A 16,388-nucleotide genomic window follows, 5' to 3' on the forward strand; every position below is an offset into this window, starting at 1 on the left:
GCCATTACACACCTTCCTTTATCGCTTGGGCAATAAAATCGCCCATTTGTGCGGTCGACTTTGCTTCACTACGTTTATCTGCTGCCATAAGTTCGCCGGTTAAATAACCACTGGCGAGTGCTTTTGTCACAGCGCGTTCAATAGCATTAGCGGCGTCTTCTTGCTTTAAGCTATGACGTAACATCAGTGCGGCAGATAAAATCTGCGCCACCGGATTAGCGATACCTTGACCAGCAATATCGGGGGCACTGCCGCCGGCTGGTTCAAATAAACCAAAGCCTTTACTGTTCATGCTTGCCGAAGACAATAGCCCCATAGAGCCGGTTAACATGGCAATTTCATCGGATAAAATATCACCAAATAAATTAGAACATAGCATCACATCAAACTCATCTGGACGACGCAATAGCTGCATAGTCGCATTATCGATGTAGATGTGCTCTAAGGTGACATCAGGGAAGTCTTTGGCCACTTCTTCTACCACTTGACGCCATAGTACTGAACAAGCCAGCACATTGGCTTTATCTACAGAAGTGACTTTATTTTTACGTCCACGCGCAGCTTCAAAAGCAATACGAGCAATGCGGCTAATTTCGCGGCGACTATAACGCATAGTGTCGAAGGCTTCTTCGTCGTCACCTTCACCTTGACGCCCTTTTGGCTTACCAAAGTAAATACCGCCGGTTAACTCACGTACGCACAACACATCAAAACCACGAGCTGAAATGTCGCTGCGCAGTGGTGACATATGCTCTAAGCCGTCATGTAATTTGGCTGGGCGTAAATTACAAAATAGCTCAAAGTGACCACGTAACGGTAATAATGCGCCACGTTCCGGTTGATCATTGGGTGGTAAATGTTCCCACTTGGGGCCACCAACGCTGCCAAATAAAATGGCATCGGCAGTTTCACAGCCTGTTAACGTTGCATCAGGTAACGGACAACCATGGTTATCAATCGCAATGCCGCCAACATCATATTCGGTATAGTTAATATCTAATCCAAAACGCGCTTCTACCGCACTCAGCACTTTACGCGCTTCTGCCATCACTTCAGGACCGATACCATCACCCGACAAAACTGCTATTTGATAACTCATACGCCACCTAACTCCCTATTTTTATGGATCTGTTGTTTAAAATCAGCAACCTTGTCTGCGCGGTACACTAAATTCATCACATGAACTAACGCTTGGGCTGAGGCTTCAACCACATCGGTGGCTAATCCGACACCGTGGAACGTCTGCTCGTTGTATTTCGCGGTAATATCAACCTGCCCTAGGGCATTTTGGCCTTCACCTTTGGCACTTAATTTATAGTTGGTAATATTGATTTGACGACCGGTTGCCCGTGCAATGGCATTATAAGCAGCATCGACAGGTCCATTACCTGTCGATGCTTCGGTAAGATCTTTGCCATCTACCGCAATACGCACCGTCGCGGTGGCCACACCTTCAGTCGAATCTGAATGCACCATCATATGTTGTAGTTGATATTTATCATCATCTTGAGCTTGCGACTCCACGAACACTAACGCTTCTAAGTCGTAATCAAATACCTGACCTTTCTTATCTGCCAAGGTTAAAAACTGCTCGTAAAGACTGTCCATATCATAATCGCTTGGCTGGTAACCCATTTCTTCCATGCGATGCTTAATCACATGGCGACCAGAGCGTGAAGTCATGTTCATATTATTACGATTCAAACCAATGCTTTCTGGGGTCATGATCTCATAGGTATTTTTGGCTTTTAGCATACCATCTTGATGGATACCCGATGAATGAGAAAATGCATTAGTCCCCACGATGGCCTTATTAGCTTGAATAGGCATATTACATAGTTGGCTGACCAACGACGACGTACGATGTATTTCTTTGGCGTTAATACCACACTCTACATCAAGCAAATCTTTGCGTGTTGCAAGGATCATGGCAATTTCTTCTAACGAACAGTTACCGGCTCGTTCACCAATGCCATTAATAGTACATTCTACTTGGCGAGCGCCCATCTCTACTGCAGCAATCGAATTAGCAACCGACAAACCTAAATCATCATGGCAATGAACCGAAATCACCGCTTGGTCGATATTTGGCACTCGATTAAATAAGGTTTTAATAATGCCAGCAAACTCGCTTGGCACTGTATAGCCAACAGTGTCTGGAATATTAATGGTACGGGCACCGGCTTTAATTGCCGCCTCTACCATACGACACAAATTATCTATCGGCGTGCGGCCAGCATCTTCACAGGAAAACTCAACGTCATCCGTAAAACGTCTGGCGTACTTAACCGCATTAACGGCCATCTCTAACACATCGTCAAAAGAGCGCTTTAATTTACTTTCAACATGAATGGTCGAGGTTGAAATAAAAGTATGGATCCGAAATTGATCGGCTACCGATAAGGCTTGGGCCGCGGCATCAATGTCTTTTTCAAGTGCACGGGATAACGCGCACACTCGGCTATTTTTAATGGTCTTAGCAATGGTTTGCACCGATTTAAAATCACCAGGAGAAGACACCGGGAAACCCACTTCCATTACATCAACGCCTAAACGTTCCAGCGCCAAGGCAATTTGTAGTTTTTCTTTAACGGTTAAACTCGCTGCCAGCGCCTGCTCACCATCACGTAGCGTAGTATCAAAAATTATAACTCTATTGGACATCGAATTTCTCCATCGACCATCATGTATCTATTTACCCAACTGCAAACAGCACAACTGGTACATTTCAAAAGGGCTAGAAACAAAAAACCCCGCGACTGTTAGCGCGGGGTTTGTGTATGCTTAATGAATTATTTTGCATGTAACACAAAGGACTCCGCGCAGGGTATGCGAGAGAGGAGAAGGAGTCCGAGTAAAAACAATTGTGTGTTCATGGCGTTAATATTCACTTTTAATAACTAAATATGCTAAATGTGTGACGCAAAAAATATGTCTGTACCTAATATGTAACTCGACCAGCCTTCTGTGTCAACCCTAATTTAACCATCGTGAAAAAGATGATAGTGTACTAGTGCCTCATTACAGTTAACCAACAACATTATCAGCCAATATGGATTCGCTTTCAATTAATGAACTTACCTCTCAAAGTGCAAATAAACATCAATCTAAGTTGCTGCATCAATTATATTTTTATGTATCTGGATATAAATAATCGTATACTGCTACCACCCCATGTTAAGTAGATATATGCCGATGATGTTGTCGAAAAAGAGTATTGAATCTAACTTTAGTCGCATTTTCGCTTTAATCTTTGGCATCACACTATATTTAGCGACTACGGCAGTTTTTGCTCAACCAGCGCAACGTTTATTACTCTCCGGCGATATCATTGCCCAAACTCAACAACTGAGCGCTCGTGAACAACTCGATGTGATCAGCAGTATCAATTCTCAACGATCTACAGACGCAAAATCACTGATTGATTCACTTGAGCAACAACATGCTCAACAACCATTAGCCAATATCGATGCGCTACGATTAACGCTGTTACGTTGTGTTAATTTATTGGAATTTGGTGAGTTCAATCAGGCTATCACCTTGGCAAAACAAGGGGAAATAAAGGCCAGACAATTTAAGTACGACACAGCTCGTCCCTACTTCATGCAATGCCAAGCCGCAGCACATCAAAGCCTTGGCAATACACTCCAAGAACAACAACTCACCGAAGAAGCGCTACGCTTGGCAAAGCGTTACTCTGAAAAGCAAGCGATTGTAAACAGCCTTTATGCCAGAAGTAGGCAAAATACTAGCTTAGAGAATTATAATCAATCGATTGAGGATTTACGCTTAGCTTTAGCTATTTTTGATGAGGCACAAGCACAATTTCAACATTGGTACTTATTGCCGAAATCATTCATCCAATCGGAAATTTCAAACGTTTTTTTCTCTATGGGTGATTATGTAGAGGCACTGTATTTTTCCGAAGCGGCTTATAAAGATATTTCTTTTTTCGGAAAAATAAAATCGACAGTGGCTATCAATGTAGCACTTATATATATCGCGCTAAATGATAAATCCAACGTGCTGTATTATTTAAATAAAGCAGAAGATTTCAGTAAGAATATAACCATGGGCTCTGAGAGAGATGCGGCAAACCAGGATGCTATACTTGCGATAATTCATTTATACGTTGGCGATTATGACATCGCCGAGCAACTCGCCCACTCAAGCATCAGCCTTTTCACAAAATACCAACAGCCTATTTATGTGATGCGCATTAAGCGTACATTAGCCAAAGTGTATTTTGCACAACACAAAGACACCCTCGCCTTGTCGCTATTAAATGAGATTGTTGAACAAGCCACTGAACTCAAGCAATTTTCGGATTTAGAAGAATTTAATCAAATAATCAGCCAATACTACGCTGAACAAAATCAATTTGAGTCGGCTTATCAATTTCAAGTGCAGCGTTTTGCCGCTGCTAAACAAGCAGCTGCAAAGTTAAACAATGCCCACTTTATGCAGTATAAAGCCAGAATAACGGCACAAAGTGAAGCCAGTACAGCACCCGAAAAACCTGCCAGCAACATCAATCAAAATTTGACCATTACGGCTTTAATCATTTTGTTACTGTCCGTTGGATTAGTGCTGTTTTTGGCCCGAAGACCACAACGCCTCAATGCTGATACTCAAGAAGAAAACCAGCAGCAACGTATTGATCATATGCTGAGCAATGCCAAACAAGGGCAGTATCAACTGAGTCTATTACTGATTAATATCAATCATATTAATCTCGAGGATATACCGTTTATGATCCCACGACTCAAACTCACACTGAGAGAACAAGACCAATTATTTCGTCACAACACTGACGAACTCATTATTATCCTGCCACACACCTCGTCAATGGGAGCGGCGAGAGTCGTAACCCAAATAGAACGAGTACTTAGCGAATGGAAAACGGGGATCAAAGTAAATATTGGTATGGCGAGTTTACAACAACTTGACAACTTTGACGTGCTAGTAAAAAAAGCCGTTATAAATCAATTAAACAAAATAAAACTTCAAGAGACCCCGCCTAATGATGAACATTAAATAACTAACTTTTGGTCAGATAATCAGAGATTTCATCTAAAAAATCGCCGCCAAATCGGTCAAGTTTAATCTGCCCAACCCCGTTTACCGCGAGCATCTCCCCAGGACTTGTGGGCAGCATGACACACATTTCAACCAAGGTAGCATCGTTAAAGACTAAATAAGGTGGAATGTCATTCTTTTCAGCCAGTTCACGGCGCAGTAATTTTAAACGCGCAAATAATTTACGATCATATTGCTGCGGCCCACGCGCACTGGGCTTACGTTTAACATTGATCAATTGAATTCTGGGTTCCGCTAACTTTAACGACAGTTCAGCCTTTAACACCGGCCTCGCGGCAGGATTAAGCTTAATCGCAGATCCCCGAGTAATATCCTGACTCATCAAACCTAAGTGAATTAACTGGCGGATAACACTGAGCCAAAACTCTGTTGATTTATCTTTACCAATGCCCCATGTCGATAACTTATCATGGCCTCTATCAACGATATTAGCCGCTTTAGACCCGCGTAATACTTCAATAACATGGTGGATACCAAAACGTTGCTGCAAACGATAAATACAAGAAAGCACTTTTTGTGCATCTTCAGTACCATCATATCGTTTAGGTGGGTCAAGACAGATATCACAGTTACCACAAGGCTTAGAAGCCACTTCATCAAAGTAGTTTAATAACACTTGGCGACGACAAGTCTGCGCTTCAGCAAAGGCTGCCATGGTATGCAATTTATGAAATTCGACTTGCTGTTGCGGACCCGGTTCAGATTGCTCAATCAAATGTCTGACTCGGCCTATGTCAGCAGGGTCAAACAACATATAAGCTTCAGCGTCTAAACCATCACGACCAGCTCGGCCTGTTTCTTGGTAATAAGCTTCAATGCTTTTGGGAATATCGTAATGCACCACAAAGCGCACGTTAGACTTGTTAATCCCCATGCCAAAAGCCACGGTTGCCACCACAATATCGATTTGATCTTTTAGAAATTTATCTTGAACGTTGCCTCGATCTTGCTGGCTCAATCCTGCGTGATACGCTTGGGCATTAAACCCCTGTAGGCGTAAACGCTCAGCCACCTCATCAACTCGTCGCCGGCTACTGCAATACACAATACCACTGGTGCCGTTTTGCACCGTTAAAAACTGACGCAGCTGATTCGCCGCATTCAGTTTTTCAGCCACGGTATAACGAATATTGGGGCGATCGAAACTCGACAGCAAAGTATAAGGTGTTACCCCTAAACGTTCGCAAATGCTTAAACGCGTGGCGTGATCTGCCGTCGCGGTTAAAGCCATTAATGGTAAATAAGGAAAATATTCTTTTAATTGACCTAATGCAGCATATTCAGGTCTAAAATCATGGCCCCATTGACTAATACAATGCGCTTCATCGACGGCAAACATTGAAATATCAACTGATTGAAGACGCTCAATAAAGTCAGGACGTAACAAACGCTCTGGCGACACATACAACAATTTAATCTCGCCCGCATGAAGCTTGCGTAACACCTCAGCACTTTGTTCGCGCGGTAATGATGAATTGAGATAAGCTGCCGATACCCCACTTTGCAATAAACTGTCGACTTGGTCCTTCATCAACGAAATTAATGGCGAAACGACCACAGTAACGCCAGGCAACACAATAGCAGGCAATTGATAGCACATACTTTTGCCGCCACCAGTAGGCATAATCACTAAGGTATCTTGGCCTTGTAAACTTTGCTCAATGACTTCTCGCTGCCCTTCACGAAAGGCGCGATAACCAAACACCTGCTGCAAGCTTGCAGCAAGTACATCTTGCTCTGTCGTCAACACATCTGAGGACGCAATATTGGCCGAAATCGGAGTATCCATTACACTACATCATCATTCAAGGGGCACTCATTTTAAAGCACTCAGCCACAGATGTCTTGAACCAAAACACCTTTACGCTGTTTTGACCCAAGATAGAAGATTGAGTCAATGTCACTTTAGGGTTAGATTAAATACTCTTTAGCAGTAAGCCGCCCCTACAAACAACAAGCATAATAATTATAAAACAGACAAGGATTGCTCATGACCACCGCTATTCAAACCCAAGTATTACAACAAGTTGCACAAATATTTGACCAGCATGTTCCGTTTCATAATCTACTCGGATTAGACATAAAACATTACGACATCAATGGTGTTGAAGTGGTGATAAAAATGAAGCCTGAGCTTATTGGTAATATTCATCAAAACATTTTACATGGTGGTGTCACAGCAACCTTACTCGATGTTGTCGGCGGGCTCACGGTATTTGCTGGGCTAGTTGCCAGTAAAGAAAATTGGACAATAGAGGAATTACAACAACGTTTAACCACCTTAAGCACTATCGATATGCGCGTCGACTTTCTTCGTCCGGGTCGCGGTGAAGTCTTCACTGGCACAGGCAGTGTTATCCGAGCGGGTAATCGCGTATCAGTTTGTCGGATGGAGTTACATAATGAACAAGGGGTCCACATCGCCTTCGGCACAGGGACTTATATGGTGGGATAAGCTAAACGCGCTGCCATTTAAAGCTGACAACCGGTTTATAAAAGAATTCGCTTAATCACTTGTGTCATCCAAAATGGCGACCTACAATCGCCATCTATTATTGTTCTTCCCACTGTTGACTCACTATGCCTGATTTAGAATACCGTAAAGGGGTTTTACTGGCCGTTTGCGCTTACACCATTTGGGGTGTCGCACCGCTGTATTTTAAACTTTTACATAACGTCCCCGCGACAGAAATATTAATGCACCGTGTGATTTGGTCATTTATTTTTATGATCATCATGATGCAGTTTATCGGTGGTTTTGATCGTCTGCGCCTTATTCTCAAACAACCTAAACAACTTGCGGTACTGTTTGTCACCTCGGTGCTAATTGCAGCAAATTGGCTGATTTTTATTTGGGCCGTCAACAACGACCATATGCTCGATGCCAGTCTAGGTTACTTTATTAACCCGCTGTTTAACGTATTGCTTGGGATGGTATTTTTAGGTGAGCGTCTACGTAAATTGCAATGGGTTGCGGTAGGTTTAGCCAGTACCGGAGTGCTGGTACAATTAATTTCTTTTGGCTCTATTCCACTGTTGTCATTAGCCTTGGCGGCCAGTTTTGGTTTTTATGGTTTATTACGTAAAAAAGTTAATATCGATGCTAAATCAGGATTATTGGTCGAAACGGCCATTTTATTACCTATTGCCTTAGGGTATTTACTCATCACCTTAGACAGTTCGACAACGAGCATGCTAACCAACACTCTCGACCTCAATTTACTGTTAGTCGCTGCCGGTATTATCACAACGATTCCGTTACTATGTTTTGCAGGTTCCGCCGTCAGAATTCCATTTTCGATTTTAGGTTTTTTCCAATATATTGGCCCAAGTATCATGTTTATCTTGGCGGTAAAACTCTTTAATGAACCGTTTGATATAGAGAAAGGCATTACCTTTGGATTTATTTGGGGCGCGTTAGTTATCTTTGTTGGCGACATGATATTGCAACGTCAACGACGTAACGCCTTAGCCAAAGCGTCAGCTTGATAATTCAACATTGGTTAGTTTAAGCCACTAAAATCATTGATAATTGACTCACAAAAATGCCAGATTACTTTGTTCAGTAATCCGGCATTTTTTATGTGTTAACTGTCTTGTTACTTCTACAAATCTAACGCAAGAATTTTTGAGCGACGTTGATAGTTATACAGCTGCTTTTTCATATTCGGGAGCACATCGACATCGACAATATTAAAGCCATGCTCTAAAAACCAATGAATACTCCGAGTTGTCAGTGCAAATAAACGCGAATAACCACGAACACGGGCCTGACCAATAATATTATTTAGCAGTAAACTACCTCGGTCAGCATCACGATAATCGGGGTGCACCACCAGACACGCAAACTCACCCGCATTGTCTTCTTCAAATGGATACAATGCTGCACAGCCAATGACCAAATTGTCACGTTCAACCAGCATAAACTGCTCGATTTCCATTTCAAGTTGCTCACGAGAGCGGCGCACCAAAATACCTTGTTCTTCCAAAGGCCGAATAAGATTTAAAATACCGCCGATATCGCTAATGGTTGCCCGGCGTAAACGTTCGGCGCTTTGGGTAACAATTTGAGTACCAATACCTTCGCGTGAAAATAATTCTTGTAATAATGCGCCATCTTCTAAATAGCTCACCAAATGACAACGTGGCACGCCTCGGCGACACGCTTCAACGCTGGCTTTTAAGAAAGCCATCGTCCCCACAGAAGCATGCGTATCTGTAGACATCGTCTTAAGCATTTCTTCAACTTCGTCTGGCATCAGTTCAGCAATCACGTCGCCATTTTCATCCAAAATGCCGTGACTATTACTAAAACCAATAATCTTATCAGCCTTTAGCTTTATCGCGACTTGGGTCGCGACTTCTTCTGCCGTAAGGTTAAAACTTTCACCGGTAACTGAAGCCGCAATCGGTCCCATCAAGACTATGCCATTATTGTCTAATTGACGACGAAGACCCAACGCATCAATACGGCGAACCTTACCACTCAAACAGAAATCAACACCGTCTTCGATGCCTAACGGTTGCGCAATCACAAAATTGCCACTAACAAGGTTAATTTGGGCATTTTGCATTGGCGTGTTGCCTAAACACATCGACAACCTTGCGGTGATATCAAATTGAGTCGCTCCCGCAACCTGTTTGATAATTTTAAGGGTTTCATCATCAGTAATGCGTATACCATTGTGATAGGCGGGTTCAATTCCAGCAGCCTTCAACCCCTCATCAATCTGTGGCCTGGCCCCGTAAACTAATACCACCTCTATTCCAAGTGAGTGCAACATAGCCACATCATTTAAAATACCGCGAAACTGCGGATGTGCTAAAGCCTCGCCACCGAGCATGACGACAAAAGTTTTACCTCTATGTGCATTAACATAAGGAGCAGAATGACGAAATCCATCAACCAGTTCAGTGGTTCTCACAGGCAAATTCACCTCAGGATAAGTTTGATATTCATTAATAGTTATGACAAAGAACGTCACATGATTTTTTATTACGTTAAAAGGAATGGTATTGCATTTTAATTCACTTTTAAAGCATTTTATTTCACTTTTAATAAAATATAGTGTCTCACTTTAGTGTGAAAAAATCATGACAGCCAAAAAGTTAACTCATTTTAGCCGCTAATAGCCCTTTACGCATTTTTTATATCGATTGGGTTACATTTTTACATCAAAATATTAACGAAATAGCAGGTTACCAATGTTGAGGACCCAATCAAAATAGAATGATTTTATGATGAGCACATTAGATCAACGCTGTAAATTAGCACAACTTGGGATAATAAACGCTTATCAAACATTTTTGTGGCCAGTCTAAGGTGTTATTCAGTATAGACTATTTTTAAACGGCCATAAAAAAAGCCCCTATTAAGGGGCTTTTTTAAGAATCAAAAATCAATTACTTGATTTTAGCTTCTTTGTACATAACGTGCTGACGAATGACTGGATCAAATTTCTTGATTTCCATTTTTTCAGGCATGTTACGCTTGTTCTTTTCAGTAGTGTAGAAGTGACCAGTTTTAGCACTAGATACTAATTTGATCTTCTCACGATTACCTTTAGATTTAGCCATTTTCTATTATACCTTCTCGCCACTGGCACGAAGTTCAGCAACAACTACTTCAATACCTTTTTTGTCGATAATACGAATACCTTTAGTAGATACACGTAATTGCACGAAACGCTTTTCTTCTTCTAACCAAAAACGATGGTTTTGTAGGTTAGGTAAAAAACGACGACGAGTCGAATTTTTTGCGTGCGAACGGTTGTTACCAACCATTGGCTTCTTGCCAGTTACTTGGCATACTCTTGACATGTCAATCTTCTCCAAAACAATTTTTTAACGCTCGAGCATTAATGTGCCTCGTATGGCCGTCGCCCGAGGCACAAAGAGGGCGCATTTTATACACGATTGACCATATAAGATCAAGCAGTGTTTATACTATCCACCCTCGCTCAGCAAAGGAGACTATCTCCTGATCACCTACAACCATATGATCTAACAAAGAAACATCTATGGTTGCCAATGCATTTTTTATTCGCTCAGTTATTCGCCGATCAGCCTGACTTGGCTCTGCGATGCCAGACGGGTGATTGTGACACACTATTACTGCCGCTGCTTTTTTCTCCAAAACAAGGCTTACAACCTCGCGAGGATAAACAGAAGCGGAATCGATGGTGCCACGAAATAATTCTACAAATTGAATGACTCTATGTTGGGTATCCAACAATAGTAAGGCGAACACTTCATAGGATCGGTCGCCTAATTGTCTCATTAAATAGTCCCGAGTTAAATCAGGATTTGTCAAAATTTGCCCTCTTTGTAGATTTTCATGGGCAATTCGCTTAGAAATCTCGGCCGCGGCCTGTAATTGAGCGTATTTTACCGGTCCAACGCCAGCTAATTTACACACTTGGCTTTTCGATGCACTCAGCAAACTGCGCAAACCACCAAACTGACTGATCATCTCTCGGGCTAAATCCACCGCATTTTGCCCCGCCAGACCATTACGCAATAACACCGCAAGCAATTCTGCATCAGACAAATGTCCAGCACCTTTGAGCAGTAACTTGTCTCGAGGTCCTTCTCCTTGAGGCCAATCTTTAATTCCCATGAATGTCCCTTATATTCAATGTGGCGATTTAATTGCACGCATTAACTCGACGCTATACCCGATGACAACACCCACAACGGCTGGTTATCTTTTTCAACAACAGAGTTCGAATTAATGACTACAGTATGGTTGATATTTTTGAGATTGGATCTGCGCCACTTGTCATAGGTTTGTGATATTGTTAGCCGTAATTAGATTTGAGTCGGATAATGTGCATCATGCTGACAAATAAAAAAGTATTACTCGGAATTGGTGGCGGTATTGCCGCCTATAAAAGCGCGGACCTTATTCGCCGTTTAAAAGAGCGTGGCGCAGATGTGCGAGTCATTATGACTCAAAGCGCCATGGCGTTTATCACCCCGTTAACCATACAAGCGCTTTCTGGCAACCCAGTGGCCTCTGACTTGCTTGATCCCGCAGCAGAAGCGGCTATGGGTCATATCGAACTCGCTCGTTGGGCTGAGGTGGTATTAATTGCTCCAGCAACAGCAAACATAATCGCGCGGATCAATGCCGGTATGGCTAATGACTTATTAACCACAACCTGCTTAGCCACCAGTGCGCCTGTCATTGTATGCCCAGCGATGAATCAACAGATGTACCAAAATATTGCCACGCAAGAGAACATGGCCAATTTAGTCCGTAAAGGCCTGATAATTTGGCACCCAGCATCGGGTAGCCAAGCCTGCGGTGAAGTCGGCCCCGGCAGAATGCAAGAGCCCGTGGTGATGGCAGAACAACTGGTACAATTTTTTGGTCCTAAAACACTTCAAGGTCATCAACTACTCATTACTGCCGGGCCAACGCGCGAAGCGATAGACCCTGTGCGTTATATTTCCAACCACAGCTCAGGAAAAATGGGTTTTGCCTTAGCCCAAGCCGCAGCAGAAATGGGCGCCAGCGTAACATTAGTGTCTGGTCCAGTTAACTTGGCAACCCCAGCAGGTGTGACTCGTATTAACGTTGATTCTGCTCAGCAAATGCTTAACGCAGTGATGGAACAGGTTGAGCAGCATGATATTTTTATCGGCTGCGCCGCCGTAGCAGATTATCGAATTGCCGATATAGCAGAGCAGAAAATCAAAAAATCAGCCGACAAAATGCAGCTTGCACTAGTACGTAATCCTGATATCTTAGCCACGGTTGCGGAGCACTCACCTCGACCTTTTACTGTCGGTTTTGCAGCAGAAACTAACGATGTGGAGCAATACGCTCGCGGTAAATTACAACGCAAAAAGCTCGATATGATTGCCGCTAACGATGTTTCTATTCAAGGCTTGGGCTTTAATGCCGATAGCAATGCACTACAGGTATTTTGGCAACACGGCAGCCAACAACTACCAGCAACAGACAAACTAACACTGGCGCGCCAATTACTCTCATTAATAGAAAAACAATTAAAAAAATCATGAAAACACCCATTGAACTAAAAATTCTCGACTCGCGTATTGGCAATGAATTTCCATTGCCAGCCTACGCAACTCCCGGTAGCGCAGGCATGGACTTACGTGCCATGACCGACACCACTATGGTGATTGAACCTGGCCAAACGGTATTAATTCCAACGGGTATTGCCATTCATGTGGCCGACCCAAGCCTTGCCGCGGTTATCTTGCCACGCTCAGGTATGGGTCATAAACATGGCATCGTTTTGGGTAATTTAGTGGGCTTAATTGACTCCGATTACCAAGGACCATTAATGGTGTCATGTTGGAACCGAAGTGATAAACCATTCACGCTCGAAATAGGCGATCGTTTAGCCCAATTGATGTTTGTACCCGTGGTACAGGCAACATTTACCTTAGTGGATGAGTTTAATCGCTCAGATCGTGGAGAAGGCGGATTTGGTCACTCAGGAACCAAATAATCTTTTCTAGTCGTCACTGAGCCAAGGAACAGATAATGGCTGAAAGCCCTAAAATGAATCGTCGTGAGCATATTTTACAATGCTTAGCAAAAATGCTCGAAACCAGCCCAGGCCAACGTATTACCACAGCTAAACTTGCTGCCGAAGTCGGTGTATCAGAAGCGGCACTGTATCGTCATTTCCCCAGTAAAGCGCGGATGTTCGAAGGCTTAATCGAGTTTATTGAAGACGCTATTTTGTCACGCCTCAATATCATCATGGACGAAGAAAAAGACACCATGGCCCGCTGTCAGTTAGTACTGCAGTTATTACTGGTGTTTTCTGAACGTAATCCTGGTATTTCACGCGTATTAAATGGCGATGCTCTGCTGGGTGAAAACGAACGTTTACGTAGCCGAATCGATGTGCTATTTGCCAAAATTGAAACCCAAATAAAACAAATTCTGCGCGAAAAAACTTTACGCGAAGGCGTAGGCTTTAACCTCGACGAAGCCGTTCTCGCCAACCTATTACTGGCCTTTGTAGAAGGGCGTATTTCACAGTTTGTTCGCAGTGAATTTAAACAGAAACCAACGCTACACTTTGATGAGCAATGGACCTTTATTCAGCAACAATTGTTAAGAAGTTAACTCATATCGGGCTGGATTATTTCATGATGCAGCCCAATACCTCAAACACATAGCGCCTTCATTTCGATGAATAATTAATCTGAATCTGTTGCTCCGATCACTTGATTAAAATACAATACCGTTACACTTTTAACATTTATTACACGGATTGTAGTCATGCTGCGTATTTTATATCTCACTTGCTGTTTGCTTATTCTTTTTACCTCTCACACTTTTGCTAGTCCTCAGATCAAAGATTTTAGTGCTGATTCCGAATTCTCTGAAGTCAAAATATCACCCGATGGTAAACACCTTGGCGTTATTTTAATTGAAGATGAAAAGCGCACCCTATTAATCCTAAACCTTGAAACCATGAAGCCGACTAATGCAGTCAAATTTAGTGGTGATGAAGAAGTTGGTAGTTACTATTGGGTGAATGATGAGCGGATTGTATTACAAAAACTCTATAAGCACGCACAACGTGAAGTATCTGATTATCGAGGTGAGTTACTGGCGGTAAATTATGATGGCAGTAAATCTAAGTACCTGTTCGGTTACAATGGCCGCAACACAGCGGGCACGAGCATTTCCAGTAATGAGATAATATATGCTCATGCATATGTATTAGACACGTTAAAAGATGATGACAAATACATCTATGTCATGGCCAAACCTTGGAATAGCCTTAACTATGCATATACCCTTGTATACCGCGTCAACGTCTATTCCGGTAAACGCAAACGCCTTACCACGTCACCTATCGCCAATGCAGGTTTCCTTGTTGATAATAAAGAAGACGTTCGCTTTAGCTTTGCACGAGATAACAAAAACGATGATCAGCTCTTCTACTATGAAAATGGTGAATGGGTTGATGCTGAAAGAATTAAAGGCGGACTAACAGATTTCTACCCTATTTCGTTCACCGAAGACAACAAATCAATTTATGCTATTGCACATGGTGAAGGCGCTACTCAGGCGATTTATGAAGTAGAACTTGCAACGGCGAAACATAAAAAAATCATCCAACATGATGTTGTTGACCCATTTATAACTTGGATTAGCGAACAAACAAACTCACTCTACGCGGTAGAGTTTGAAAACGGTTACCCAGAATACCAATTTGTCGATACCGAAAGTGCTAAAGCCAAAGCATTGCAGCAGCTTATGGCAGCAATTCCTGATCATCGTATTCGTATCGTAAGCGAAACCATCGACGGTAACACACTCATCGTTGCGGCAATGAATGATAAAAATTCGGGTGACTACTATCTGTTTGATCGTAAAAAACTCAAACTCAAATTCCTGTTTGCTGGAAATGCAGCACTTGACCCAAGCGAGATGTCTGAAGTACGCCCCATCAGTTTCACAAATCGTGACGGCGTAACGATCCATGGTTATTTAACCCTTCCAAGTGGCATTAAAGATCATAAAAATATGCCACTTGTAGTTAACCCTCATGGTGGCCCGCACGGTGCACGCGACTTATGGATATTTAATCCAGAAAATCAATTACTCGCACAAAATGGAATAGCGGTATTACAAGTTAACTTCCGAGGTTCAGGTGGATACGGTAAAGCGTTTGAGGAGTCAGGCTACCTCGCATGGGGAAGTAAAATTCAATATGACATTATCGACGCAACTCAATATGTTATTGACCAAGGTTATGTAGATAAAGATAGAGTGTGTATTTCTGGTGGTAGTTTTGGCGGATATTCAGCACTAATCAGCCCGATGTTAGCACCCGATATGTTCAAATGCGCCATTGGTGTTGCCGGAGTATACGACTTAGAACAAATGTATAACACAGGCGATATTCCAGACTCTTATGGTGGGGAAGCATTTTTAAAAGAAGTGCTCGGTACAAATACCCAACAACTACAGACAATGTCGCCAACCCACAATGTCAGCAAGCTCAAGGCTAAAGTGTTATTAATTCATGGTGAAGAAGATGAACGTGCACCCATAGAGCAATTTGAAGCAATGGAAAAAGCCTTAAATCAAGCCAATTACCCATTCCAAAAAGAAATCTGGGAAAAAGAAGGTCATGGCTTCTACAATGCCGAAAATCGCGCTAAATATTATGAAATAATGCTTAAATTCATCAAAGAGAATTTAAACATTAAATAGCCATAGCCAAAGCGTTTACACCTCAAAAGCCGATACCCGACTAAAAGGGTCGGCTTTTTTATCGTCT

The 16,388-nt window shown here is 42.5% G+C and carries 14 protein-coding genes; 7 read left to right on the forward strand and 7 right to left on the reverse strand.

Annotated features, from left to right (window positions below; all coding sequences use genetic code 11):
• Positions 1-4 precede the first annotated feature (4 nt).
• Positions 5-1,099: a 3-isopropylmalate dehydrogenase gene (gene leuB / locus CXF80_RS13000; protein ID WP_101033260.1), complete on the reverse strand. Its 1,095-nt coding sequence runs from the start codon at positions 1,097-1,099 to the stop codon at positions 5-7.
• Positions 1,096-2,664 carry a 2-isopropylmalate synthase gene (leuA, locus tag CXF80_RS13005; RefSeq protein ID WP_101033261.1) on the reverse strand — a complete coding sequence of 523 codons (1,569 nt, stop codon included), beginning with the start codon at positions 2,662-2,664 and terminating at the stop codon, positions 1,096-1,098. The genes leuB and leuA overlap by 4 nt, the downstream gene beginning before the upstream one ends.
• A 510-nt stretch (positions 2,665-3,174) precedes the next feature.
• Here leuA and CXF80_RS13010 point away from each other — a divergent pair.
• The gene (locus tag CXF80_RS13010) at positions 3,175-5,037 is read left to right on the forward strand and encodes a hypothetical protein (protein WP_157822231.1); all 1,863 of its coding nucleotides are present in this window, start codon (positions 3,175-3,177) and stop codon (positions 5,035-5,037) included.
• 4 nt (positions 5,038-5,041) lie between these two features.
• Here the strand turns inward: CXF80_RS13010 and recQ are convergent, their stop codons facing one another.
• The gene (gene recQ, locus CXF80_RS13015) at positions 5,042-6,889 is read right to left on the reverse strand and encodes a DNA helicase RecQ (protein ID WP_164839416.1); all 1,848 of its coding nucleotides are present in this window, start codon (positions 6,887-6,889) and stop codon (positions 5,042-5,044) included.
• 201 nt (positions 6,890-7,090) lie between these two features.
• Here recQ and CXF80_RS13020 point away from each other — a divergent pair, with 201 nt between their 5' ends.
• The gene (locus CXF80_RS13020) at positions 7,091-7,555 is read left to right on the forward strand and encodes a thioesterase family protein (protein ID WP_101033263.1); all 465 of its coding nucleotides are present in this window, start codon (positions 7,091-7,093) and stop codon (positions 7,553-7,555) included.
• Positions 7,556-7,680: 125 nt separating this feature from the next.
• A complete protein-coding gene (gene rarD, locus CXF80_RS13025; RefSeq protein WP_101033264.1) occupies positions 7,681-8,589 on the forward strand; it encodes an EamA family transporter RarD in 909 nt (302 codons plus the stop codon).
• Between the two features lie 116 nt (positions 8,590-8,705).
• Here rarD and argA read toward each other — a convergent pair whose 3' ends face one another.
• The 4 genes from argA to radC all read right to left on the reverse strand — a co-directional run bounded on the left by argA (position 8,706) and on the right by radC (position 11,719).
• On the reverse strand, positions 8,706-10,025 hold the full coding sequence (argA, locus tag CXF80_RS13030; RefSeq protein ID WP_101033265.1) for an amino-acid N-acetyltransferase: 1,320 nt from the start codon (positions 10,023-10,025) through the stop codon (positions 8,706-8,708).
• A gap of 478 nt (positions 10,026-10,503) precedes the next feature.
• Positions 10,504-10,677: a 50S ribosomal protein L33 gene (gene rpmG / locus CXF80_RS13035; RefSeq protein WP_011494790.1), complete on the reverse strand. Its 174-nt coding sequence runs from the start codon at positions 10,675-10,677 to the stop codon at positions 10,504-10,506.
• A 6-nt stretch (positions 10,678-10,683) separates the two neighbouring features.
• A complete protein-coding gene (gene rpmB, locus CXF80_RS13040) occupies positions 10,684-10,920 on the reverse strand; it encodes a 50S ribosomal protein L28 (RefSeq protein ID WP_101033266.1) in 237 nt (78 codons plus the stop codon).
• Positions 10,921-11,041: 121 nt separating this feature from the next.
• Positions 11,042-11,719 carry a RadC family protein gene (gene radC, locus CXF80_RS13045; protein WP_101033267.1) on the reverse strand — a complete coding sequence of 226 codons (678 nt, stop codon included), beginning with the start codon at positions 11,717-11,719 and terminating at the stop codon, positions 11,042-11,044.
• Between the two features lie 215 nt (positions 11,720-11,934).
• Here radC and coaBC point away from each other — a divergent pair, with 215 nt between their 5' ends.
• The 4 genes from coaBC to CXF80_RS13065 all read left to right on the forward strand — a co-directional run bounded on the left by coaBC (position 11,935) and on the right by CXF80_RS13065 (position 16,321).
• Positions 11,935-13,131, forward strand: a complete 1,197-nt coding sequence (gene coaBC, locus CXF80_RS13050) for a bifunctional phosphopantothenoylcysteine decarboxylase/phosphopantothenate--cysteine ligase CoaBC (RefSeq protein ID WP_101034772.1) — start codon at positions 11,935-11,937, stop codon at positions 13,129-13,131.
• Positions 13,128-13,586 (forward strand): dUTP diphosphatase, encoded by a 459-nt coding sequence (gene dut, locus CXF80_RS13055; RefSeq protein WP_101033268.1) that lies wholly within the window; start codon positions 13,128-13,130, stop codon positions 13,584-13,586. Before coaBC ends, dut begins: the two co-directional genes overlap by 4 nt.
• A 35-nt stretch (positions 13,587-13,621) precedes the next feature.
• Positions 13,622-14,215: a nucleoid occlusion factor SlmA gene (slmA, locus tag CXF80_RS13060; protein ID WP_101033269.1), complete on the forward strand. Its 594-nt coding sequence runs from the start codon at positions 13,622-13,624 to the stop codon at positions 14,213-14,215.
• A 156-nt stretch (positions 14,216-14,371) separates the two neighbouring features.
• The gene (locus tag CXF80_RS13065; RefSeq protein WP_101033270.1) at positions 14,372-16,321 is read left to right on the forward strand and encodes an alpha/beta hydrolase family protein; all 1,950 of its coding nucleotides are present in this window, start codon (positions 14,372-14,374) and stop codon (positions 16,319-16,321) included.
• Positions 16,322-16,388 lie beyond the last annotated feature (67 nt).

This window comes from Shewanella sp. Actino-trap-3, from assembly GCF_002836275.1.
In the GTDB taxonomy this organism is placed as follows: domain Bacteria; phylum Pseudomonadota; class Gammaproteobacteria; order Enterobacterales; family Shewanellaceae; genus Shewanella; species Shewanella psychromarinicola.

Excerpts from the sequence above, each read along its gene's own strand:
- CXF80_RS13020 (WP_101033263.1), top strand. The coding sequence starts at position 7,091 with ATGACCACCGCTATTCAAACCCAAGTATTACAACAAGTTGCACAAATA.
- rarD (WP_101033264.1), top strand. The coding sequence starts at position 7,681 with ATGCCTGATTTAGAATACCGTAAAGGGGTTTTACTGGCCGTTTGCGCT.
- recQ (WP_164839416.1), bottom strand. The coding sequence starts at position 6,889 with ATGGATACTCCGATTTCGGCCAATATTGCGTCCTCAGATGTGTTGACG.
- radC (WP_101033267.1), bottom strand. The coding sequence starts at position 11,719 with ATGGGAATTAAAGATTGGCCTCAAGGAGAAGGACCTCGAGACAAGTTA.
- leuA (WP_101033261.1), bottom strand. The coding sequence starts at position 2,664 with ATGTCCAATAGAGTTATAATTTTTGATACTACGCTACGTGATGGTGAG.
- dut (WP_101033268.1), top strand. The coding sequence starts at position 13,128 with ATGAAAACACCCATTGAACTAAAAATTCTCGACTCGCGTATTGGCAAT.
- leuB (WP_101033260.1), bottom strand. The coding sequence starts at position 1,099 with ATGAGTTATCAAATAGCAGTTTTGTCGGGTGATGGTATCGGTCCTGAA.
- rpmB (WP_101033266.1), bottom strand. The coding sequence starts at position 10,920 with ATGTCAAGAGTATGCCAAGTAACTGGCAAGAAGCCAATGGTTGGTAAC.
- CXF80_RS13010 (WP_157822231.1), top strand. The coding sequence starts at position 3,175 with ATGTTAAGTAGATATATGCCGATGATGTTGTCGAAAAAGAGTATTGAA.
- CXF80_RS13065 (WP_101033270.1), top strand. The coding sequence starts at position 14,372 with ATGCTGCGTATTTTATATCTCACTTGCTGTTTGCTTATTCTTTTTACC.
- slmA (WP_101033269.1), top strand. The coding sequence starts at position 13,622 with ATGGCTGAAAGCCCTAAAATGAATCGTCGTGAGCATATTTTACAATGC.
- rpmG (WP_011494790.1), bottom strand. The coding sequence starts at position 10,677 with ATGGCTAAATCTAAAGGTAATCGTGAGAAGATCAAATTAGTATCTAGT.